This is a genomic window from Gardnerella piotii (assembly GCF_003397585.1).
Classification (GTDB): domain Bacteria; phylum Actinomycetota; class Actinomycetes; order Actinomycetales; family Bifidobacteriaceae; genus Bifidobacterium; species Bifidobacterium piotii.
Genome location: NZ_QJUV01000001.1, coordinates 311,733 through 334,494, shown reverse-complemented (window position 1 = coordinate 334,494; position 22,762 = coordinate 311,733). Strand labels below are relative to the sequence as shown.

Here is a 22,762-nt window from a genome sequence, read left to right as displayed (position 1 = left end):
GGGGATTATTAAACAGTTAAATCACTGCGTTAATTAGCATTACTAGCTTAAGTATTACTACTTATTACTACTCTTCGCTAACAGAGCCACCAGCAGCTTCGATCTTGGCTTTAGCGGATGCAGAAGCCTTAACTCCCTTAAGAGTCAAAGCAACCTTAAGATCGCCATCGCCCAAAACCTTAACTGGGTAACCATCACGCACAGCGCCCTTAACTACCAAATCAGCAACAGTGACTTCACCACCCTTTGGGAAGAGTTCTGCAAGGGCTGCAACATTAACAACCTGGAACTCCTTCTTGAATGGGCTCTTAAAGCCACGAAGCTTAGGCAAGCGCATGTAAAGTGGAAGCTGGCCGCCTTCAAAGCCTGGACGAACTTGGTAACGCTTCTTCGTACCTTTGTCTCCACGACCCGAAGTCTTACCCTTAGAGCCTTCACCACGACCCACGCGGATGCGATCCTTCTTAGCTCCTGGAGCTGGACGCAACGTGTGCATGTGCAACATTGGTTCTTCATTAGCCATAATCAGTCAACCTCCTCAACGCTCAGCAAGTGGCGAACGGCCATAACCAAGCCACGATTGACTGAATTGTCCTCGCGAACAACGCTTTGACCAATCTTGTGAAGGCCAAGAGTCTTAACGTTAGCGCGCTGACGCTCGGTGGAATGAACCAAACCGTGCACCAGAGTGATCTTTAAGTTAGCCATCACTCACCATCCTTTGCCTGGGCAGCCTTAGCAGCCTGAGCTTCTTCACGAGCCTTGCGTGCTTCGGCAATGCCAGCAGCGCGCTCACGAAGCAATGCGTCTGGTGCAACTTCCTCGAGGGAAAGTCCACGACGAGCGCAAATTTCTTCTGGCTCTTCAAGCTTCTTCAAAGCATCCACAGTAGCGCGAACCACGTTAACAGCGGTTGCGGAGCCCATGGACTTGGTGAGGATATCGGTAATGCCAGCGCACTCCATAACAGCACGCACAGCGCCACCAGCGATTACACCAGTACCTGGAGCAGCTGGACGAAGCAAAACTGTACCAGCAGCATCGTGACCCAACACAGGGTGAGTCACGGTACCACGAATGCGTGGAACAGTAAACATATGCTTCTTAGCGTCAAGCTGACCCTTAGCGATAGCTGCTGGAACTTCGCGAGACTTACCGTAACCAACACCAACAGTGCCCTTACCGTCGCCAACAACAACAAGTGCTGCAAAGCTAAAGGTACGGCCACCCTTGTGGGTCTTGGAAACACGGTTAATAGTAACTACGCGATCCAAAAGCTCTTCGCCGCGGTTTTCTTCACGACGGCTACGACGTTCGCTACGCTTACCTTCGCCCTTAGAACGACGGGAACGACGATCGTCGGTACGCTCCTCAGCGGATGCCTGAGTGTTCTGAGTTTCTTCAGCCACTTGGGTTTCCTTTTCGTTATCGCTCACAGTGCTAGACCTCCCTGACGGGCGCCTTCAGCTACGGCTGCGACGCGACCATGATACTTATTACCGCCACGATCGAAGATAACAGCGGTGATTCCCGCTTCCTTCGCCTTGGCTGCGATTAACTCGCCAACCTTGGTAGCAGCTTCAGTCTTCGTACCAGTAAAACCAGCGAAGTCAGAAGTCAAGGTGGAAGCGCTTACAAGGGTAAGACCCTTAGTGTCATCCACAATCTGAGCAACCATGTGACGGTTAGAACGAGAAACTACCAAACGTGGGCGCTCTGGAGTGCCAGAGATGCGCTTACGAAGGCGGGCGTGACGACGCAAACGTGCGACTTTGGTACCCTTACCGAAAATCTTAACGCTCATATCACTTACCAGCCTTTCCAGCCTTGCGCAAAATACGCTCATCGCTGTACTTAATGCCCTTGCCCTTATAAGGTTCTGGAGCACGAAGCTTGCGAATGTTAGCGGCAGCCTGACCAACGGCCTGCTTGTCAGTACCCTTGACGATTACCTGATTTGCGTTTGGCAATTCAAACTCAATGCCCTCAGGTGGCTGAACGGTAATAGTGTGCGAATAGCCGAGCGAGAACTCAATGCCCTTGCCCTTCATTACAGCACGATAACCAGTTCCAACAATGTCTAGAGTCTTGGCGTAGCCTTCGTGCACACCCTTAACCATAGACGCCACGATTGCGCGAGCCAAGCCGTGCTTTGCACGAGTTGGACGCAAATCGTCAACTGGGGTCAAAACGATCTTGCCATCAGCAACTTCAGCGGTAATACCTTCTGGAATTACATAGGAATCAGAACCCTTAGCACCCTTAGCGCTAAAGGACTGACCTTCAATCTTAACTTCCACGCCTGCAGGAATGTCGACGGGGAGCTTACCAATATGCGATGCCATTTTCAGCTCTCCTTTCTCACCATACGTAGGCGACGATTTCGCCGCCAATGCCTCGATCGAGGCATTCCTTCTGAGTCAACAATCCCGAGCTGGTCGAGATAATAGCGATACCGAGACCGCCAAGAGGCATAGGCAAAGAATCAGACTTTGCGTAACGACGCAAGCCTGGCTTAGAGATGCGCTTAATGCCCTGGATGGAACGCTGACCATTGGAGCCGTACTTTAACGTAACTTCCAAAGTCTGTCCAACCTTAGCTTCTTTAGCAGCAAAGTCTTTAATGTAGCCTTCGCGCTTAAGAATCTCGGCGATATTCGCCTTGAATTTGGAGTACGGCATTTCCACGATATCGTGCTTTGCCGCGCTCGCATTACGCAGACGTGTCAACATGTCTGCGATAGGATCTGTCATTGTCATGTTGGGCTAACGCCCTTTCTCGCCGTGGTTTCCACCGCCTGTTTGTTATTTATAAAGCAGTGGACCTTCAGCGTCGATATTTACCAACTGGACTTCGTAACACCCGGCAACTCACCGCGATGTGCCTTTTCACGAAGGCATACACGGCACAGACCGAACTTGCGATACACGGAGTGAGGACGACCACAAACCTGGCAACGCGTATAAGCGCGCACCTTGAACTTCGGCTTAGCGGCCGCCTTGTTTTTCAGAGCGGTTTTTGCCATATCAGTTCTCCTTGAATGGGAAACCGAGGTGCTTAAGTAGCGACTTCGCTTCCACATCGTCCTTGGTGGTGGTCACCACGGTGATGTCCATACCACGCTGATGATCAATCGAATCAGGATCAATCTCGTGGAACATTGATTGCTCCGTAAGACCGAAGTTGTAATTACCCTGACCGTCGAACTGGTTGCCATTAATACCACGGAAATCGCGGATACGTGGCAAAGCCAGAGTGAGCAAACGATCCAAGAATTCCCACATACGATCGCCACGAAGAGTTACGTAAGCGCCAATAGCTTGGCCTTCGCGCAAATGGAACTGCGCAACAGACTTCTTAGCCTTAGTAACCTTTGGCTTCTGACCAGTGATCAAAGTGAGATCCTTAATCGCACCTTCGATGAGCTTGGAATCGCGAGCTGCAGCGCCAACGCCCATAGAGACGACGACCTTCTGCAAACGAGCCACCTGCATAGGATTAGTGTGGCCAAATTCCTTTTCCAAAGCTGGAACGATTTGATCATTGTATTGCTGCTTTAAGCGCGGAGTTGCCGGCGCCTCAACTGTAGTATCGGTCATGCCAGCTCCTTTCCGGACTTCTTAGCTACACGCACGCGCACGGTCTTTACTTTGCCGTCGCGAGCTTCTTGCTTAACAATCACGCCCACGCGGGTTGGCTGCTTTGTCTCTGGGTCAATCACCATAACGTTAGAACGGTGAATTGGAGCCTCAACAGAGACGATGCCTGCCTGCTGACCCTGCTGGGTAGCACGCACATGCTTCTTAACAACCTGAACACCCTCGACGATCAAACGGTCTTCGGCGAGTACACGAAGTACTTTGCCTTCCTTACCGCGATCCTTGCCGCGGATAACCTTTACCTGGTCGCCGGACTTAATCTTGGCTACCATCTCAGATCACCTCCGGGGCGAGGGACACAATCTTCATGAAGCGCTTATCGCGCAATTCACGACCGACTGGTCCAAAGATACGAGTGCCCTTTGGTTCACGGCCGGAGCCGAGAATAACAGCGGCGTTCTCGTCGAACTTAATATAGGAACCATCAACACGACGATGTTCCTTGACAGTACGGACGACGACAGCCTTAACTACGTCGCCTTTCTTGACCGACCCGCCAGGAATAGCATCCTTAACGGAGGCGACGATAATGTCGCCGATGCCGGCATAGCGTCGCTTCGATCCACCGAGCACGCGGATGGCAAGTAATTCCTTAGCACCCGTGTTGTCGGCGACATGAAGCCGCGTTTCCTGCTGAATCATTGATTCTCCTTAGTCGAGCTGGTTCTCCCCGCTCACCCGTACCGCTCAAATAAGCAGCACAGGTGAAGCGCGGAGCCTTGCTGAACTTGTTTACTTGGCGCGCTCGATAATCGAGTCGAGACGCCAACGCTTGGTCTTGCTCAAAGGCCGAGTTTCCATAATACTCACGAGGTCGCCAATATGCGCCTCATTGTGTTCATCATGGGCCTTGACCTTTCGGGTGGAGCGGACGACTTTACCGTAAAGTGGGTGTGTCGAACGCTGCTCCAGCTCCACGGCAATCGTCTTGTCCATGGCCTCGGACACGACGTAGCCGCGACGAACCTTGCGGAAGTTGCGCTCTTGGTTCTCAGCCATGCTTACTTCTCCTTGACCTCAGTGGCGCCAGGCTCTTGGCTGATGCCGAGTTCACGCTCACGCAGGATAGTATACATCCTGGCTATGTCGTGCTTGACCGCCTTGAGGCGAGCGCTGTTTTCAAGTTGACCAGTTGCTGCCTGGAAGCGCAAGTTAAAAAGCTCTTCCTTAGACTTCTTTAAGAAGCCTTCGATTTCAGCATTAGTCTTCTCGTTTAAATTCTTGATGGTGTAGTCTGCAGTTCCGACTGGCATCAGATGTCACCGCCTTCACGCGCAATAACACGGCATTTCATTGGGAGCTTGTCGATGGCGCGGCGCAAAGCCTCGCGAGCGACGTCCTCAGAAACACCACCGATCTCGAACATTACACGACCTGGGTGAATGTTGGCAATCCAGAATTCTGGAGCACCTTTACCAGAACCCATTCGTGCACCAAGCGGGTGCTTGGTTAATGGACGATCAGGGAAAACCGTAATCCACACGCGACCACCACGCTTAATATAGCGGGTCATTGCGATACGGGCTGCCTCGATCTGACGGTTAGTGATGTACGCCGGAGCCAGCGCCTGAATACCGAAATCGCCGAAAGCGATAGCGGTTCCACCCTTAGACATGCCGCTACGGGTAGGACGGTGCTGCTTGCGATATTTAGTCCTTTTTGGGATAAGCATCTGCTCACTCCTTCGTTTCCGTTGCGGCAGGAGCTTCAGCAGCTACAGCCTCGGCTGGCTTTTCAGCCTGTGCCTCGGTAGCCTTCTGCTGATTGGCAGAGCGTGCTCCACGACGTGGACGACGATCGCCACGGCGACCTTCACGCTTACCCTGCTGAGCCTGCTGCTCTTCAAACTCACGCTCAGTCATATCGCCCTTGTAAATCCAAACCTTTACGCCAATACGGCCGTAAGTGGTCTTGGCCTCAAAGAAGCCGTAATCAATAAGGGCGCGCAAGGTCTGCAGTGGAACGCGACCTTCGCGGTAGAACTCAGAACGGCTCATTTCGGCGCCACCAAGGCGACCAGAGAGCTTAATACGGATACCCTTGGCACCTGCACGCATTGCGTCTTGCTGTGCCTTACGCATAGCACGACGGAATGTAACGCGGTTAGTCAACTGTTCCGCAATTCCCTGAGCAACTAATTGAGCGTCAAGTGCAGCGTTCTTTACTTCAAAGATGTTGAGCTGTACTTGCTTACCAGTGAGCTTCTCAAGCTTTGCACGAACACGCTCGGCTTCTGCGCCACGACGACCGATAATAATACCTGGACGAGCGGTGTGAATATCCACACGAACGCGGTCACGGGTACGCTCGATAACAATGCGGGACACGCCTGCACGTTCGAGGTCATGGCTCATTTCCTTGCGAATCTTGTCATCCTCAAGGACGAAGTCACGGTAACGCTCGCCGGCTTTAGTAGAATCGGAGAACCACCTAGAGCGATGATTCTCGGTAATGCCCAGGCGATAGCCGAAAGGATTGATCTTCTGACCCATCTTTAGCGATCCCCTTCCTTAAGCGAGACGATAACAGTGATATGGCTTGTGCGCTTGTTAATGCGCGCAGCGCGACCCTGTGCACGAGCGCGGAAACGCTTAAGCGTTACACCCTCATCCACATAAGTTTCCTTGATGACCAAGTTTTGCTCGCGGAATGGTTCTCCAGCTTTCTCAGCCTTAACGCGAGCATTAGCGATCGCGCTTTCAAGAACCTTGCGCACCGGCAACGATGCGTCTTGAGGAGCAAACTTCAAAATGGTAATAGCTTCGCTTGCACGCTTGCCTCGGATGAGGTCGACCATGCGGCGAGCCTTGCGCGGCGTCACACGTACGTGACGAGCGATTGCTTTAGCTTCCATGTGTCCTAACTCTCCTTTAGCGGCGTGCTTTCTTGTCGTCCTTCACATGACCCTTGAAGGTCTTGGTTGGGGCGAATTCACCGAGCTTATGACCAACCATTGCTTCGGTAACGAATACCGGCACATGCTTGCGGCCATCGTGTACGGCAAAGGTGTGTCCAATGAAATCAGGAGTGATCATCGAACGACGCGACCACGTCTTGATGACGTTATGCGTGCCCTTGTCGTTTTGTTCATCGACTTTCTTCTGTAAGTGGGCGTCGACGAAAGGGCCCTTCTTGATGCTACGAGTCATCTGTTCGACACTCCCTTACTTGCGGTTCTTACCATTCGGACGACGACGAACAATCATCTTGTTCGAAGCCTTCTTCGGACGGCGGGTACGAACCTCGCCCTTGCCCCATGGAGAAACAGGTGGTTTACCACCACGGGTACGACCACCATGAGGGTGATCAACAGGGTTCATAGATTCGCCTCGGGTGATTGGCCTGCGACCAAGCCAACGAGCACGACCTGCCTTACCAAGCTCGATATTAGCGTGGTCGGAGTTGCCAACCTCGCCGATTGTAGCGCGGCAACGAGCGTCCACGTTACGAATTTCGCCAGATGGCATACGCAACTGAGCGTAAGCACCATCCTTAGCTACGAGCTGAACGGCAGCACCTGCGGAGCGTGCAATCTTTGCGCCACCAAGTGGACGAAGCTCGATTGCGTGAACCACGGTACCAGTTGGGATGTTCTTAAGAGGCAAGTTGTTGCCTGGCTTAATATCAGCCTGGGCGCCAGTCTCAATAACATCTCCCTGGGAAATGCCTTCAGGAGCGATAATGTAGCGCTTCTCACCATCTGCATAATGCAACAATGCGATGCGAGCGGAACGGTTAGGGTCATACTCAATATGAGCGACCTTTGCTGGCACGCCATCCTTGTCCCAACGCTTAAAATCGATGAGACGATACTGACGCTTGTGTCCGCCGCCGCGATGGCGGGAAGTCATGCGACCGTAAGAGTTACGACCGCCAGTTTTGCTGAGTTTGCGTACCAACGACTTTTCAGGAGTAGAACGCGTAATCTCGGAGAAGTCCGAAACCGAAGCGTTACGACGTCCTGCAGTCGTAGGCTTATAAACGCGGATAGCCATAATATAGTATTCCTTTACTTTTCTCGGCTAGCCTTCAGTTACCAAAGATATCGATTGTCTGGCCTTGTGCCACGGTGACAATAGCGCGCTTTTGATTCACACGACGACCGAAGCCGGTGCGAGAGCGCTTGAGTTTGCCAGCGCGATTCAAGGTGTTAACATTCGTTACCTTGACTTTGAAGATTTCTTCGATAGCTTGCTTGATCTGAACCTTGTTAGCGTTTGGAGCTACGACGAACGTGTACTGGCCACGATCGGAAGCTGCATAGCTTTTTTCAGAAACAACTGGCTTTAAGATGATGTCATGTGCTGGGTTATGGACTGCGACCATTTGAATCAGGCCTCCTTAACTTCAGGCTCGGTCTTAGCTGCAACGAAGGCTTCGAAACCTTCCTTGGAGAAGACGACGTACTGAGCGGTGATGACATCGTAGGTGTTGAGCTGATCAGCGAAGATCACATGCACCGTAGGAATGTTACGAACAGACATCCACTCGTTGATGTTCTCGCGAGAGAGAACAACAGTGGTGAACTGATCCTTAGTTACTGGTGTGAGTGCTGCAACAGCTGCCTTTGTGGATGGAACATCCTTAATGCCAAAGTCCACAATTGCAATGCGACCAGCATTTGCACGATCCGAAAGAGCATAACGAAGAGCAGCTGCCTTCATCTTCTTTGGAGTACGCTGATCGTACTTGCGAGGAACTGGTCCGTGTACAACGCCACCATGTACCCACTGTGGAGCACGAATGGAGCCTTGACGAGCACGACCAGTGCCCTTTTGCTTCCATGGCTTCTTACCGCCACCAGATACGTTAGCGCGATTCTTAACCGCGTGAGTACCCTGGCGAGCAGCAGCAAGCTGAGCAATAACGACCTGATGAACCAATGGGCCGTGAGCTAAAACGTCTTCGTTGGAGATGCCGAAAATCTCGGCAGGAGCTTCAACAGTGCCGTTTGCATTACCCTTGGTGTCAGTTACGTTCAGAGTTACGTTTGCCATTTAAATCAGGCTCCCTTCACTGCCGAACGGACTAGAACGATAGCACCCTTAGGTCCTGGAATAGCACCCTTGATAGCTAAAATACCGTTCTCAACATCCGAAGAAACGATTGTGAGGTTGAGCGCAGTAGAAGTCACATGACCCATGCGACCAGCCATACGCTTGCCCTTCAAAATGCGGCTTGGAGTTGCACATGCGCCCACAGAACCTGGACGACGTTCATTCTTGTGCGAGCCGTGAGTACGACGGTAAGACTTGAAGCCCCAACGCTTGATTGTGCCAGCAAAGCCTTTACCCTTTGTAGTACCCGTTACGTCAACTTCTGCACCTTCAGCAAACACTTCAGCGGTCAATTCCTGACCTGGCTTGTAATCTGCTGCATTTTCAGTGCGCACCTCAGCGAGGTGACGACGAGGAGTCACGCCAGCCTTTGCAAAGTGACCAGCCAATGGCTTGGTAACCTTGGTAGGATCAATCTGGCCATAACCGAGCTGTACGGCGCAATAACCGTCAGTTTCTTCGGTCTTAACAGCGGTAACTACGTTGGTAGCAACCTCAACCAGAGTTACGGGGACAAAAAGGCCGTTTTCATCCCAAACTTGGCTCATGCCCAGCTTACGGCCGAGCAAAGCAGTGCGATTCTTATTTTGCGACATTATTTACCCCCCTTCCTACAGCTTAATCTCGATATTTACATCCGCAGGCAGGTCAATGTGCATCAAAGAATCCACAGCCTTTGGCGTTGGATCAACGATGTCAATGAGGCGCTTATGAGTGCGCATCTCGAAATGCTCGCGAGAATCCTTATATTTGTGAGGAGAACGGATAACAACAAACACGTTCTTCTCGGTCGGCAGAGGAACCGGACCCACTACTGTGGCGCCCGCGTTCGTCACCGTCTCGACGATTTTCTTCGCCGATTGGTCGATGACCTCATGGTCATAGGACTTAAGCCTGATGCGGATTTTCTGTCCCGCCATTGCCGTCCGCCCTTTCTAGCGATTCGTTTACTGTTTACCAACCTGTATTAAAGGGCACCGGGAGAATAGACACTAAAGGCTATTCCACATCAGTGCGCAGCCTACAAAAATCAACAAAAAACTGCGATTTCTGTTTCTGCGCTCGCTTTTTTGAATTACAATATGCGAGCCTTAAAAACAGGCAACTAAGTAATTAAACCATCAACCTTGGATTAACAAAAATCGGGCGTGTCGGCTATTTTCCAACGAAAAATGGCAGAAACTACAGCTAGTGCAGCCTCTGCCATTTGTAACTAAATATGCAATAAATTATGCAATAATCACTTAGATTCACGCTGTAGGCGCATACGATGTCCTTCTTCTTGAGAAACACCATAATACGCTGCAATCGCAATATCCTTCATATCTTCGATTTGAGGAATACGCGGATTTGCAGGAGCGCACTGATCTTCGTAAGCACGCATACCAATCTGATCCAACAAAGACCAATAGTATTCTTCGTCCACACCGCACGCCTTAAACGATGCGTCCATGCCAAGAAGATTATCGCGATAATTTTCAACAGCGCGCGCCAAATTCTCAACGCCCTCTTGAGGAGTTTTACCAGGATTTACGCCAAGATTCTTAGCAAGCTGCTGGTAGCGCTCTGGAGCAATGTAGCGATTGTACTTTGGCCAGCTTGTAGGCTCTTGTGGAATTTGACCATTGTAGCGAATCACATAAGGTAGCAAAATCGCATTTGTGTGGCCGTGCACAACATGGCACAAAGCGCCGATTGTATGCGCCATTGCGTGGCACATTCCAAGGAACGCCGAACCAAACGCCATTCCAGCCATAGTAGCTGCGTTATGCATCTTTTCTTGCGCTTGAATCTTGCGCTCGGAATCGTTGGAATTCACAGAATCGTTAAGATTCTCCCAAATCAACTTTGCTGCATGCAATGCCATTGCATCAGTAAAGTCGTTAGCATAAACAGATGCAAAAGCTTCCATAGAGTGAGTCAAAGCGTCAAAACCAGAATCGCAAGCAAGTTTTCTAGGCTGCGTACGCGCCAAAACTGGATCCACAATTGCAACCGAAGGCGTAATCGCGTAATCCGTAATCGGGTACTTATAGCCAGTCTTATGGTCTGTAATAACAGCAAACGGAGTCACTTCCGATCCTGTTCCAGAAGACGTTGGTACGCAAATCAAGCAAGCTTTTTTACCAAGAGGCGGAATCTTAAACGCGCGCTTTCTAATATCGAAGAACTTTTCGCGCAAATCAGCAAAGGAAATTTCTGGATGCTCGTAAAGAAGCCACATAATTTTTGCAGCATCCATAGGAGATCCGCCGCCAACAGCAATAATCGTGTCTGGCTGGAACTCTTCACGCATCATCTCCGCGCCACGCTCAACAGTTTCAACGCTTGGCTCTGGCTCAACGTAGTCAATAATCCTAAACGTTACACGGTTGTCTCTAGCGCGAAGCTGATCAATCACCTTGTCTATAATGCCAAGCTGTTCCATCACTTTATCGCACACAATAACTGCGCGCTCAATGCCATACATGTCTCGCAAATAGCGAACAGCATTCGGCTCAAAATACGTTTTGGCCGGAATCTTGAACCATTGCATATTGTTATTCCTTCGCGCTATGCGCTTTATATTAATAAGATTTACCGCTTGAACGTTTCCAGAAACAGAGTTTCCGCCATAAGAACCGCATCCCAAAGTTAAAGAAGGCGCGATTGCGTTGTAGATGTCTCCAACGCCACCCAAAGATCCTGGGGAGTTCCAAATGATTCGGCAAGCATGCATGCGGCTGCCATATTCGCGAGCAAGCTGCTGATTGTTGGTATGAATCACAGCAGTGTGACCAGCTCCGTGCACAAGCATTTTCTCGCACATTTCAAAGCCTTGTTCCTTGTTATCTGCGCGAAGCAAAGCATGAACAGGAGCCAACTTTTCCATTGTTAGAGGCTCCATCTCGCCAACTTCTTTGCACTCAGCAATAAGAATCACAGCATCTTCTGGAATCTCAAATCCAGCCTGTTGCGCAATAAATTGAGGAGACTTTCCAGGAACAACAGAATTAAGCTTTGGAGTTTGGCCACTATAAGACGTGCAACCAAACATGTACTTCTCGAGCTTTGCTTTTTCTTCTTCGTTTACAAAGTAAGCTTTACGGCGCTTTAATTCGAGCTTCAAAGGAGCATACACGTCTTTATGTGCAATAATCGCCTGCTCTGTTGCGCAAATCATGCCGTAGTCAAAATGCTTTGAAAGCACTAAATCGTTTGCAGCGCGCTCAATATCTACGTCTGCATCAACATACGCTGGAGCGTTTCCTGCACCAACGCCCAATGCTGGCTTACCCGAAGAATAAGCAGCTTTAACCATTCCTGGGCCGCCCGTTGCAAGAATTGTTGCAACATCTGGGTGCTTCATTAAAGCTCCCGTAGCTTCGATTGATGGATGCTCAATCCATTGAATGCAATTTTCTGGCGCACCTGCTTCTATTGCAGCATCGCGCACAATCTTGGCCGCTTCTGCGGAGCACTTTTGAGCAAATGGGTGGAATCCAAAAATAATTGGACAGCGAGTTTTAAGTGCAATTAGCGACTTAAAAATGGCTGTAGACGTTGGATTTGTGACTGGTGTAACGCCTGCTACAATGCCAACTGGCTCAGCGATTTCGTCGATTCCAAGAACATCGTCTTCTCTAATAATGCCTACTGTGCGCTGACCTGCAAGATAATGCGTAATATGTTCGCACGCAAAGATGTTTTTTGTAGCTTTATCTTCAACTAATCCTCTGCCTGTTTCTTCAACAGCCATTTTTGCTAAGACTAAATGCTTGTTTAGAGCTGCAATCGATGCTTTTGCTACGATTCTATCTACTTGAGCTTGATTTAACTTTTCAAATTCATCTAAAGCGACTTTTGCTTTTTTAGCTAACTCGTCAACTTCTTGTTTTGCAACTAATGCCGCTTGCTCTTTTTCATCGAGCACATTTTCTTGCGCTGTTTCTTGCGCTTGCGCCATTTGGTCCTCCTTGATCTTTAGATTCCTTACGTACTTCTACGCTTTTGGCACATCAACATTTACATGCATAATCTTCTATGAAAGACGCATCATAATGCTGGTATGTGATACATTTCACAATTTACTTGAATTACTGTACTATTTTGAGTTTGCAGCGAGTTGCGCTATTTATGAGCGAGGTTTATCCCCTAATGTTCGTTATTTGTTCTTATTTGTAATGATTTATGTGCGATTTGCTGAAAAATTTTCTAGAATGTTAGATTTAGCTGTTACTTACAAACGATTAATAACATTTAACTTAATTCTCGATTACACATGAACAAAAAATGGCTCCCAGCATAAGCCAGGAGCCATTGAAGTTGTAATTCTTCGCAGCTTAACGCTTCGAGAACTGAGGTGCACGACGTGCCTTGTGCAAACCAGCCTTCTTGCGTTCCACAACGCGAGCGTCGCGAGTCAAGAAGCCAGCCTTCTTCAAGGAAGCACGGTTTGCATCGCGGTCAATAGCGTTCAAAGCGCGGGCAACGCCCAAGCGGATTGCGCCAGCCTGACCAGTGGTGCCGCCGCCGTCTACCAAAACGACAACGTCGAACTTACCTTCAAGCTTTAGAAGCACGATTGGGGAATTAACTTCGCGCTGCAATAAGCGAGATGGGAAGTATTCCTCAAGAGTGCGGCCGTTAATAGTCCACTTACCAGAACCTGGAACCAAGCGAACGCGAGCAACGGCTTCCTTACGACGACCAGTGCCATAGCCTGGAGCGATAGCGGAAGTGCCAGTGCCTGCACCAGCGTTGGTTTCGGTGGTGTAGCTAGTCAGTTCTTCTTCATTCTCAAGAACCGCGGAGTTGTTGTTATCTACCATAATCATATTCTCCTTACGATTCACTTAGCCTGCTGGCTAACCTGAGAGATCTCGAAGACCTGTGGCTTTTGCGAAATATGAGGATGCTCAGCGCCAGTGAACACACGAAGGCGATCAAGCTGAACCTTAGCAAGACGATTCTTTGGAAGCATTCCCCTAACAGCGGAAACAATGATGCGCTTTGGATTCTTCTCCAAAAGCTCAGCATAGCTATCGCGGCGAAGTCCGCCTGGACGGCCAGAGTGGGAATACAATTCCTTGCTCAACTTATTGCCAGTCAAAGCAATCTTATCTGCGTTAATAATAATAACGTGATTGCCAGAATCAGCGTGAGGAGCATAAGTTGGCTTATTCTTACCACGAAGCAAAATAGCTACCTGGGAAGCCAAGCGACCAAGCACCACATCAGTGGCGTCGATAATGTACCAGTCATGAGTTAAATCTGCTGGTTTCGGTGTGAAAGTCTTCACAATCGTACCTTTTCTCTATTGTGTTTCGAGCTTTATATCTTCTTGGTTTTAGAAAACACTCTACTCATAATCCGTGGGCTCCCTGAAAGTCCTCGATGGCGAGTGGGAAAAGCGCTTTGAAGGACCCCTTAGGGAAACACAACAATCTGCAAGTATATCGCCACATGACGACTATTTGCAAACTTCTATTTTACATACAGCGCGGACTACAACGCGGACTACAACGCAAACTACAACGTTATACAATTGCGGACTACAACGCTCGCTAGCAAAAACAAACGCTGCAGCCCGCAATTAATAACGCATCTACCTCTATTTATCCATGATTTGCACTAAAGACTTAACTCTAGGCAAGTCAAACAAATCATCCAAAAGAACAGGATTGCAATCAGCATCCGCCAAAGGAATACGCCAATTTGGATATTCGTCGTTAGTTCCAGGCTGATTTTGCGCTCTACGCTCGCCAGTGGCGTCAACAATCGACGCAGCAAGCAACTTAGAAGGCGCAGCTTTAAGCGCTTTATACAACGCTTCTACAATCTCCTGCTCATGCTGCGACTCGTCTTCTAGCGCACTTTCGCTTAAGAAACCACCAGAAACAAGCATCTTAAGCATTGCATTATGCTCTTTAACAGCATCAGCGCGGAACTCTTCTACAGATCCAGAAAGAAGATTCAAACGCTCGCGAATATTAACGTGCTCGTAGTTTAAGTATCCTGCAGCAGGTGGCAAATCGTGAGTATTTACAGAAGCAAGCGTCATTTCGCGCCACTTCTTAGGCTCGCGGAATGCGCCATCACTCTGTTCAAACCACTCAACCGTGCATCCAAGAACCTTGTTTTTAGCCAAAACTTCCAAAGTTTCAGCTGGCACAACGCCAAGGTCTTCTCCAACTACAACGCCATTTGCGCGCGTAGCTTCAATAGCAAGAATGCCAAGCATAACGTTTGCATCGTAGTAAACGTAAGCTCCGTCTCCTGGAGTAGATCCTTCTGGAATCCACCAAAGGCGGAAAAGCCCAAGAATATGGTCAATTCGTACAGCTCCAGCGGAAGCAAACATGCCATGAACCATATCTCTGTATGTCTTAAAACCTGTGCGCTCAAGCTCAAATGGATTAAGCGGAGGCTGGGACCAGTTTTGACCTTGCTGATTGAAGTAATCAGGAGGCGCACCAACGCAAGCGCCATTGGCGAATCGCTCTGGATTCCACCAAACTTCGGAGCCTGCAGGATGCACGCCAACAGCCATATCCGACATAATTCCAATGCGCATTCCTGCTTTTTTAGCTGCCATTTGCGCATCGTGCAACTGGCCGAACGCAACCCACTCAAGCCAGCGATAAAACTCTAGCGTGTCTGGGAATTGCTTTGCTAAAGCACTAATCTCATCGGAATCTTTAGTAAGATGCTTCTCCCAGCAGTCATCGCCATTAGGCGCACCCCACTTGTCGTAGCAAAGGCACCACGTTGCGTAGGATTCAAGCGTGTCTCCCATATCTTTCTTAAACGCTTCAAACTTTTGCGCGCGCTTATCTGACATGCCCGACTTAAAAATAATCCACAAAGCGTGCATTTTTACGCGCCACATTGCGTCGCGATCAATAATTTGCGCATCATTATTAAGCGGCTCTACTTGATTATGCAAATCGTCAACGCTTTTGCGATCTTGCTCGCTAAGAAGATTATATTCTGGAATGCTTTCTGGTCGAATATACGTAACGTTTACCATAGACCTAGCAACAGGCAAATATGGCGAAGGCGTTAACGGAGCAACTGGCTCTCCAGCATGAAGCGGATTTATAAGAACAAAGTCCGCTCCCGACTTTTCTTTAGCTTTAACAAGCAAATCCGCCAAATCTGCGTAATCGCCAACTCCCCAAGACTTAGAGGAGCGGATTGAATAAAGCTGAGCCATCCAACCCCAAATTTGCTTGCCATCTTTTTCTAGTTTTTCAATCGTATCAATGCTTTCTGGCGCGCTAATAAGAGTGGCCTCTTCTACGCGGTCGGCAACACTAACGCGCAAAGTATGATAGCCCATTGGAACGTCTGCAGGAATCTTAAGCAAAGACGTTGCTACAAACTTTCCGTCTACTGGGATTGCAACATCGTTTTTAGAAGGAGAAATTTGCAAATCACCCTCGTATTCACTGCCATCTTCCAAAATAAGTGTTGCTGTAGGATACTCCAAAATCCCAGTGTTTACGCTTACTTCGCTTTCTTCACCAACAGTGTGCAAAACTGTTGGAGCAACTAAGCGAGTGTGACGCTCATTAAGGATTTTTTGAGTTGCTTCTTCGATTTGTTTATCGTTTTGAGCTTCTACGCATAGTGACTGCAATACTTTTACAAGCACGCTATCTGCTATTTTGTGCTCTACGCCATCCGATCCAACGAATTTGGAGCGAACGCCCATTAGTTCAGCCAATCGCCTTAACGGACTTGTTGGTTGCACTGTTTCTTCATTTTTAGTGTTCATATTTTCCATCGAGTCTATTTGTGGGGTTTTAATGCAAACGTATGCAATTATTATTCATTTTACTTTTATACTCAAGACTTATTTTTATATTTAAGACTTATTTAAGACTTTTGACGCAGCAAGCGAGACATCCGAGTCCTTATCTTTAGACAAAGCAATCAAAGTTGGCTGCGACACACCTGGATTAAGCGCCACTGCTCTTCTTACCATTGCAGAGAGCACAGGCGAATCGTTACTTTCTTCGCTTGCACCAAGAGAAGCTAGATAATCCAACGTTTTTGCGCTAACACCATTTGTCTGCGCGCCTTCTAATCGCATTTTCCAAGATGTTCGCGGATTGCACAAAGCAGCATCTCTAACTTCTGCGCAAGAATCTTTAGTAAGCCTTCCAACTAGCCAATTCTTAGCATTTTCGTTCTTTGCAACAGCTAAGCGAACATTACTTGATTCGTCTTGAGAAAGCTTAACCAAGATATTCGGGAATGGCATTACTGTTGCTAAGTGAATGCGATCTTCTTCTGGAGTGTTTGAATTGCCTGCTACAGCTTCCAAGAGTGCAGTCGCTCTAGAAAATCCTGCCTGATCAGACCTATCTGGCAACTCTTTTACAGCAAATTCATGCAATTCTTTAGAATCACTGGAATGCCTTAAATGCTCATACACCGCGGTTAACGGCTCATATGAATTGCTAGAATCATTAGATTCAATAGATAAATCGCGGCTTGCACCATTGCCTAAATCATCGTTTTGCTCAACGCCATTAAGCTTTTGCGTATCATTCATAAACGACTCACCAACCTTTGCTTAATCACTTATATAATCTATCAGCTTTGCAACACAAATCTTAAAACCAAGAATCAAACAAGTGTCAAACAAGAATCAAACAAGAATCACTAAAAATAAAAATCAGCAAATTCTAGTGCAAACACCGCAAAAATCTGGAATTATTACTCCAGAAAACGTATTTTTTACTGCTTCAAGGAATCTATCTGATTCTTCACGCGGCAAACTCACTGTTAATTCAATAGAAACGCCGTATTCTTCGCTTATAATTTCCGCATTATTTTTTAACAATAAATGCTTAAACATTCTTAAATGCGAGTACTCAACTTTGCAAGAAAAACAATTGCACTCTACAATATCCGCTATTTTACTAGACTTTATAGCACCTGCAGCCGAAGCAGAATACGCTCGTATTAATCCACCAGATCCAAGTAAAATCCCACCAAAATAGCGCGTAACTGTTACAACTGTGTCTACAACATTAGAAGACCTAATAACATCTAAAATTGGCTTACCTGCAGTGCCAGATGGCTCGCCGTCATCGCTCATGCGCTCGCACAATCTGCCATTTTTATCTGCGTAAATCGCAGCGTACGCAACATGCCTTGCTTTTGGGTGAATCATCCTAATCGACTCTACAAACTCAAGCGCTTCTTCAGCACTTGAAACGTGGCAAGCGTCCGAAATAAATTCGGACTTCTTCTCTACAAAAGCAAAGTGCGCAGGATTTTCACATAAATCAGTTACGGTTCGCATATTCTTCATATTCGATATTTAATATTATTCGACATTCGACATTCGATATTCAATATTCAAATCGTTTTCAATTCAAACAGTCTTAAAGCTACAAAAGATTATATGCAACCGCTAGAATTACAAATCACAAATCGCAAATCGCAAATCACGACTTATCGTAACGCATTAAGTGATCTACAACGTCTACAAGCTCTGCAACTTTCTTATCTGTAACCTTTTTATTTCCAGCGTCTTGTGCTTCTTCTAATGCCTTTGATATTTCTTGATGAGCAACTATAAGAGCAACCGCTCTAAGAGCTGCCGTAGATGCAGAAAGTTGCATAAGAATGTTGTTGTAGTCTTCTCCCTTTTCAACCATATTTTCAACAGCGTGAACTTGCCCGCATACTCTATGTAAGCGAACCAACATCTTTTCTTTATCTATGTTGTAGTCACTCATAAAAAAACCTCGTTTGAAAACAGTGCTTTTATATACTATTTACATAATAATTGTGCGTTGTATAGTACGCAAAACTATAAGCGCCAAAAAGCTATGTTTATAGAATAAATTATGCATATTATACAACGCAACTATTTTTATCTGTTTTAATACTTTATTAATATATACCAATTAATATATCTCAACATACATGTTTTACAAATTTATGCACATATGAATCAAATATTTTATGAGAGATTTTATGCAATGTAACTTACGCGTTTTGCCAAAATCACAGATCCTGCAATAAGCAATATAGCCAGAGAGAACATTAATGTTGTTTCAACTTTTACGCCAGTTGTTACTAGATGCCCAACATTAGCACCTAGACGAGCATGACGTCGTTTTGAATTCTTTGTTCCACTTGCATATTGATTATTTGACTGCGAATTCTGCTCTACATTAGAGTCGCTTACTTGTTGATTATCTACATACTGAGAATCTCCCTGTTTAGAATCTCCCTGCTGAGTAGCACTTTGGTAAGTATCAACCTTCTTAGAATCGCCTCGCTGAATAGTACCTGATTTAGTAGCTGTATATTTACCTTCCTTGCTATCTTCCTTACTTGCAATATGCTCAGATTTATGCTGAGAATCCTTATTAACATTACTTTGATCATCTTTTTTATTGTTTTTTTCATTAATTTTATCGTTATTAGCATTACTCTTGGCATTACTCTTAGGATTACTCTCGCCAGTCGCATCTGCATTTTGATGAACTGTATTATTGGTTCCAGCATCTACTTGCGCACCGAGCGTATTATTATTCGCTCCAGCGTTTACACCAGATTGCGCATTGTTGCCAACTTGCGCGCTGCCAGACTGTGTGCCAGCAACTTCATTCTGCGCACTAGAACCTTGTGTACCGCCAGGCTTTTCACTAGAACCTCCAGGCTTTTGCACACCAGGCTCACTCTTCACAGGATTCGCATTACCAGACTGCTCTTTTCCAGGATCACCCTTACCAGGCTCACCCTTTCCAGGCTCTTGCTTACCAGGATTATCTTGCTTACCAGAACCTTGCGGATTCTGCGGATTCTGCGGATTCTGCGGATTCTGCTTTGAAATAATATTATCTACAACGCCACCACTAGGAGACGTCTTTGGATCAACTTCACTACCCGTAACATTTCCACTACCAACAGGCTCGCTCTTACCTGGATCTTGCTTACCAGGCTTCTCACTAGAACCACCAGGCTGCTTCTGATTACCAGGCTTTTCACTAGAACCACCAGGCTTTTGCACATCAGGCTCACTCTTCACAGGATTCGCATTACCAGGCTGCTCTTTTCCAGGATTATCTTGTTTTACAGGTTCATGCTTACCAGACTCGCCCTTTCCAGGCTCACTCTTTCCAGGATCTTGCTTACCAGGATTATCTTGTTTTCCAGGCTCTTGTTTACCAGAACCTTGCGGATTCTGAGGATTCTGAGGATTCTGCGGATTCTGCTTTGAAATAATATTATCTACAACGCCACCACTAGGAGACGTCTTTGGATCAACTTCACTACCCGTAACATTTCCACTAACACCAGGCTCCTGCTTACCAGGCTTTTCACTAGAACCACCAGGCTTTTGCACACCAGGCTGCTCCTGCTTACCAGGATTCACATTACCAGGCTGCTCTTTTCCAGGCTCCTGCTTACCAGGCTCGCCCTTACCACTAGCATTCTCCGCCTTATTAACAGTCACAGTAACAGGCTTATTTCTATCAAAGAAGCTTCTACTATCTTCGTTATTAAACGACGTCTTAAACTCTTGCGCTCTAGAAGAACCTGGGAATTCATAAACAAAAACATACATTCCACTTTTAGCCGTATTGCCGTCTAAAAGATCGATCATATCTCCAACTTTTTCAAACTTTTCTTTTTTATTCTCAGCACTTCTGTTCTCTTTGTTATCTTCACTGTCCTTGTTATCTTCACTATCGCTATCTTTGCCAGATTCTTTGCCAGCTTCTTTGCCATTAGACTCGTTATGAGTAAGAATTATCTTGCCGTTCCCAAGCGTGTAAGTTCCATTACGCAATGGAACATCCCATGAATCTATTTTCTTATGATTTTCGTCTTCTTTAGGCTCTTCTACAGAGCTGGAAACAAGCTTTACCATATTTTCGTTGCTCATTGAACCATCTTTGTTTCCAACCCACCAAAGACGAATGTTCATCTTTGCATCTTTACTAAACCCATAATCGGTATTTCCATCAAATTTTCCGTAGTCTTTTGGAACACCACTAACAACTATCGCATCCGAAACGTCATTTGTATCTTTGTTTTTTAGATTCTTAACATGTTCAATCGATATTTTTGCCTTATGCGAAACTGTTGAATTTACGTTTCCAAATTCTTCAACAAACTTTCCTGGAATAAACTCTCGAACGTCGTCTTTTTGATTTCCGGGATCAATAAACCAAACCCACGTTCCAAATAATCCTGCATCGTCTTTGTTCACTTTATAAACTTTTGCGCTAGCAAGTTCATCTTTAGATAAGTCACCTGTTGCTTCGTGCGCAACCGCCTTAACCTCTTGATTTTCTCCCGAAAAATAAACATCAGCTGCAGCAACTTGACGAATATTCTTATCTTCTCGTAGTTCCTTTATATACTCTTCTACTTTGTCTTTTTTATTTTCGCGTTTTTTCATAATATCGTTATAAGAACCAACAAAGTAGTATCCGCGAGCACGAACGTCTTTACCACTTACCCACTCACCTTCAGTAGGATTCTTTAGCGACGAAGTAACAGTATCTTCTACAGAATCGCCTACTTTCAACTCTTTTACAGTCGACTTAGAAGAAAGCGAGGGCTGGAACTTTCTGTGTGCTCTCTCTGTTAATACATTTGTAAATTCTTTGACTTTTTCATCTTTTGCTACTCGTATTAAAGCTGCTCCATTCCCTATATCTTTTCTTTGCAAATATGGAATGTAGTATTCACCCTTAATTTCTGCTTCACCTTCTCCTGTTGCAACCCAATCAATTCCATACAACGTACTATAAGATCCAATGTGATCTTTAACCTCTTTAACCTGTTTCTTATCTTTTATAAAACGCAACTTATCGCCTACTGCAGTAACTTTAAATTTTGTATTTTCGCTGTCATATGTAACATTTCTTTCATCAACACCCTGTGTATCAATAACTACCCTTCCACTCCTTGCATAGTAGGTAGCATAAGGGTCAAGTATTTTGAATCCCATACCCTTAGGCGTTTTTTGGGTTACTTCGTTCCATAGTTTTTCTGCATCTTCCTTTAAGTTAGACGCACCATCAAATCCCCTACGCTTCGCTTCTTCCCACCCGCGTTTATCTTCATCATAATGTTCATGAATTAAATATGCTGCAGCCTCCATTCGGGATGTAAAATCATTTTCAATAGCAGACTTAGCTATTCTTGCTGTGATTTCATTAATATTGTTAATATCAAGCGGAATATCTCTCCAATCGGAATCAGCTTTTACAGTTGATCCCGTATTAATGCAAAATACGTAATTACCATCTTCATCTTTTTTTACAATTTTTCTGCTCGGACTCACTTTTGAACAGGCATCACTATACGTATAGTATTGAGCAAAAATATCCGCAGAAGCAGCATTTATTGCGCCATTCCCAACAACAATTGCAATAGTCGCCAGCAACGCTGTCAGTAAAGAGAACATTCGCGTGCGCTTATTGCGTAAAAAGATTGGAATCCCTTTACATCCATGTTTTCCCATATCAACTCCTTAAAACGTTGTTTTCTCTAACGTGACAAACGTTTTTGCTAGCCACGATGAACGAAAAATTCGCTCATGCTCTAACTATGATTTAGGAATTTCAATCTGTAAATAAAAAACTTTCAATGTGGTTAAAGGCTATTTTAGAGGATAGTTATCCACATTGTTATACACAATTGTGCACAATTACACACAGTAGTGGTGGTTGCTGGCGATTCGCGTTTATAGGGTTATAGGAATATGTTGCAATCAGAAAAATAGGGGTTATAGGCCAAAAATAGCAACCATGGTGCTATTTACAAAATCAAAACAAAAAGCTCTAAACCGCTGATTTTCAACGATTTAGAGCTAAACCGCGGAGTCAGAGAGATTCGAACTCTCGAGCCGCTTACGCGACTAACACCTTAGCAGGGTGCCCCTATCGGCCACTCAGGCATGACTCCACTTTGTAACTATTCAAGATAGCAACAGATTCAGACTATATCACCTCTTGAGGACGTGCACAATGCTTAAGCGACACACCAAAAGCGCGAAAGTGGATTTAATAGCCAAA

29 protein-coding genes and 1 tRNA gene are annotated in these 22,762 nt (G+C 46.4%); all 30 read right to left on the bottom strand.

The features are described 5' to 3' along the window. Positions 1–67: 67 nt before the first annotated feature. Complete coding sequence (rplO, locus tag D0T20_RS01560; RefSeq protein WP_004131703.1) at positions 68–523, bottom strand: 50S ribosomal protein L15; 456 nt, start codon at positions 521–523, stop codon at positions 68–70. A 2-nt stretch (positions 524–525) separates the two neighbouring features. Then, positions 526–708: a 50S ribosomal protein L30 gene (gene rpmD, locus D0T20_RS01555; protein ID WP_004131702.1), complete on the bottom strand. Its 183-nt coding sequence runs from the start codon at positions 706–708 to the stop codon at positions 526–528. Further along, complete coding sequence (rpsE, locus tag D0T20_RS01550) at positions 708–1,436, bottom strand: 30S ribosomal protein S5 (RefSeq protein WP_004131701.1); 729 nt, start codon at positions 1,434–1,436, stop codon at positions 708–710. Before rpsE ends, rpmD begins: the two co-directional genes overlap by 1 nt. Further along, on the bottom strand, positions 1,433–1,804 hold the full coding sequence (gene rplR / locus D0T20_RS01545) for a 50S ribosomal protein L18 (protein ID WP_004114376.1): 372 nt from the start codon (positions 1,802–1,804) through the stop codon (positions 1,433–1,435). Before rplR ends, rpsE begins: the two co-directional genes overlap by 4 nt. 1 nt (position 1,805) lies before the next feature. After that, complete coding sequence (gene rplF / locus D0T20_RS01540) at positions 1,806–2,345, bottom strand: 50S ribosomal protein L6 (RefSeq protein WP_004133436.1); 540 nt, start codon at positions 2,343–2,345, stop codon at positions 1,806–1,808. 16 nt (positions 2,346–2,361) lie between these two features. Beyond that, complete coding sequence (rpsH, locus tag D0T20_RS01535) at positions 2,362–2,760, bottom strand: 30S ribosomal protein S8 (RefSeq protein ID WP_004131699.1); 399 nt, start codon at positions 2,758–2,760, stop codon at positions 2,362–2,364. Positions 2,761–2,840: 80 nt separating this feature from the next. Next, positions 2,841–3,026, bottom strand: a complete 186-nt coding sequence (locus tag D0T20_RS01530) for a type Z 30S ribosomal protein S14 (RefSeq protein ID WP_004114370.1) — start codon at positions 3,024–3,026, stop codon at positions 2,841–2,843. Position 3,027: 1 nt separating this feature from the next. After that, complete coding sequence (gene rplE, locus D0T20_RS01525) at positions 3,028–3,600, bottom strand: 50S ribosomal protein L5 (RefSeq protein WP_004114368.1); 573 nt, start codon at positions 3,598–3,600, stop codon at positions 3,028–3,030. Next, positions 3,597–3,932, bottom strand: a complete 336-nt coding sequence (gene rplX / locus D0T20_RS01520) for a 50S ribosomal protein L24 (protein ID WP_004114367.1) — start codon at positions 3,930–3,932, stop codon at positions 3,597–3,599. The genes rplE and rplX overlap by 4 nt, the downstream gene beginning before the upstream one ends. A gap of 1 nt (position 3,933) precedes the next feature. Further along, positions 3,934–4,302 (bottom strand): 50S ribosomal protein L14, encoded by a 369-nt coding sequence (gene rplN / locus D0T20_RS01515; RefSeq protein WP_004114366.1) that lies wholly within the window; start codon positions 4,300–4,302, stop codon positions 3,934–3,936. A 90-nt stretch (positions 4,303–4,392) separates the two neighbouring features. Then, the gene (gene rpsQ, locus D0T20_RS01510; RefSeq protein WP_004114365.1) at positions 4,393–4,659 is read right to left on the bottom strand and encodes a 30S ribosomal protein S17; all 267 of its coding nucleotides are present in this window, start codon (positions 4,657–4,659) and stop codon (positions 4,393–4,395) included. Between the two features lie 2 nt (positions 4,660–4,661). Continuing rightward, the gene (gene rpmC / locus D0T20_RS01505) at positions 4,662–4,913 is read right to left on the bottom strand and encodes a 50S ribosomal protein L29 (protein WP_004105502.1); all 252 of its coding nucleotides are present in this window, start codon (positions 4,911–4,913) and stop codon (positions 4,662–4,664) included. Further along, the gene (rplP, locus tag D0T20_RS01500; protein WP_004114362.1) at positions 4,913–5,332 is read right to left on the bottom strand and encodes a 50S ribosomal protein L16; all 420 of its coding nucleotides are present in this window, start codon (positions 5,330–5,332) and stop codon (positions 4,913–4,915) included. The genes rpmC and rplP overlap by 1 nt, the downstream gene beginning before the upstream one ends. 4 nt (positions 5,333–5,336) lie before the next feature. Continuing rightward, on the bottom strand, positions 5,337–6,152 hold the full coding sequence (gene rpsC, locus D0T20_RS01495) for a 30S ribosomal protein S3 (RefSeq protein ID WP_004131698.1): 816 nt from the start codon (positions 6,150–6,152) through the stop codon (positions 5,337–5,339). Positions 6,153–6,154: 2 nt separating this feature from the next. Continuing rightward, positions 6,155–6,514, bottom strand: a complete 360-nt coding sequence (gene rplV / locus D0T20_RS01490; protein WP_004131697.1) for a 50S ribosomal protein L22 — start codon at positions 6,512–6,514, stop codon at positions 6,155–6,157. A 16-nt stretch (positions 6,515–6,530) separates the two neighbouring features. Beyond that, positions 6,531–6,809, bottom strand: coding sequence for a 30S ribosomal protein S19 (rpsS, locus tag D0T20_RS01485; protein WP_004114357.1), 279 nt, complete (start codon positions 6,807–6,809; stop codon positions 6,531–6,533). A gap of 15 nt (positions 6,810–6,824) precedes the next feature. Further along, entirely contained in the window at positions 6,825–7,655 is an 831-nt protein-coding gene (gene rplB, locus D0T20_RS01480; RefSeq protein ID WP_004114355.1) for a 50S ribosomal protein L2, read from the bottom strand. Between the two features lie 34 nt (positions 7,656–7,689). After that, positions 7,690–7,986: a 50S ribosomal protein L23 gene (gene rplW / locus D0T20_RS01475; RefSeq protein ID WP_004114354.1), complete on the bottom strand. Its 297-nt coding sequence runs from the start codon at positions 7,984–7,986 to the stop codon at positions 7,690–7,692. Between the two features lie 5 nt (positions 7,987–7,991). Further along, positions 7,992–8,657 carry a 50S ribosomal protein L4 gene (gene rplD, locus D0T20_RS01470; RefSeq protein WP_004133440.1) on the bottom strand — a complete coding sequence of 222 codons (666 nt, stop codon included), beginning with the start codon at positions 8,655–8,657 and terminating at the stop codon, positions 7,992–7,994. A gap of 5 nt (positions 8,658–8,662) precedes the next feature. Then, positions 8,663–9,313 (bottom strand): 50S ribosomal protein L3, encoded by a 651-nt coding sequence (rplC, locus tag D0T20_RS01465; protein ID WP_004116043.1) that lies wholly within the window; start codon positions 9,311–9,313, stop codon positions 8,663–8,665. A gap of 15 nt (positions 9,314–9,328) precedes the next feature. Beyond that, positions 9,329–9,637 (bottom strand): 30S ribosomal protein S10, encoded by a 309-nt coding sequence (gene rpsJ, locus D0T20_RS01460; RefSeq protein ID WP_003808013.1) that lies wholly within the window; start codon positions 9,635–9,637, stop codon positions 9,329–9,331. Positions 9,638–9,957: 320 nt separating this feature from the next. Then, complete coding sequence (adhE, locus tag D0T20_RS01455; protein ID WP_116438205.1) at positions 9,958–12,663, bottom strand: bifunctional acetaldehyde-CoA/alcohol dehydrogenase; 2,706 nt, start codon at positions 12,661–12,663, stop codon at positions 9,958–9,960. A gap of 376 nt (positions 12,664–13,039) precedes the next feature. Further along, on the bottom strand, positions 13,040–13,528 hold the full coding sequence (gene rpsI / locus D0T20_RS01445) for a 30S ribosomal protein S9 (RefSeq protein ID WP_004131694.1): 489 nt from the start codon (positions 13,526–13,528) through the stop codon (positions 13,040–13,042). A gap of 20 nt (positions 13,529–13,548) precedes the next feature. Beyond that, positions 13,549–13,998, bottom strand: a complete 450-nt coding sequence (gene rplM / locus D0T20_RS01440; protein WP_004131693.1) for a 50S ribosomal protein L13 — start codon at positions 13,996–13,998, stop codon at positions 13,549–13,551. A 312-nt stretch (positions 13,999–14,310) separates the two neighbouring features. Further along, on the bottom strand, positions 14,311–16,479 hold the full coding sequence (gene malQ / locus D0T20_RS01430; RefSeq protein ID WP_162862712.1) for a 4-alpha-glucanotransferase: 2,169 nt from the start codon (positions 16,477–16,479) through the stop codon (positions 14,311–14,313). A gap of 90 nt (positions 16,480–16,569) precedes the next feature. Then, complete coding sequence (locus tag D0T20_RS01425) at positions 16,570–17,262, bottom strand: AbrB family transcriptional regulator (protein ID WP_116438201.1); 693 nt, start codon at positions 17,260–17,262, stop codon at positions 16,570–16,572. Between the two features lie 123 nt (positions 17,263–17,385). After that, positions 17,386–18,027, bottom strand: coding sequence for an IMPACT family protein (locus D0T20_RS01420; RefSeq protein ID WP_116438200.1), 642 nt, complete (start codon positions 18,025–18,027; stop codon positions 17,386–17,388). A gap of 136 nt (positions 18,028–18,163) precedes the next feature. Continuing rightward, positions 18,164–18,457: a metal-sensitive transcriptional regulator gene (locus D0T20_RS01415; protein ID WP_004131689.1), complete on the bottom strand. Its 294-nt coding sequence runs from the start codon at positions 18,455–18,457 to the stop codon at positions 18,164–18,166. Positions 18,458–18,696: 239 nt separating this feature from the next. Next, positions 18,697–22,209 carry a peptidase gene (locus D0T20_RS01410; RefSeq protein ID WP_116438199.1) on the bottom strand — a complete coding sequence of 1,171 codons (3,513 nt, stop codon included), beginning with the start codon at positions 22,207–22,209 and terminating at the stop codon, positions 18,697–18,699. A 356-nt stretch (positions 22,210–22,565) separates the two neighbouring features. Beyond that, a tRNA-Ser gene (locus tag D0T20_RS01405) sits at positions 22,566–22,652 on the bottom strand. Between the last annotated feature and the right edge of the window lie 110 nt (positions 22,653–22,762).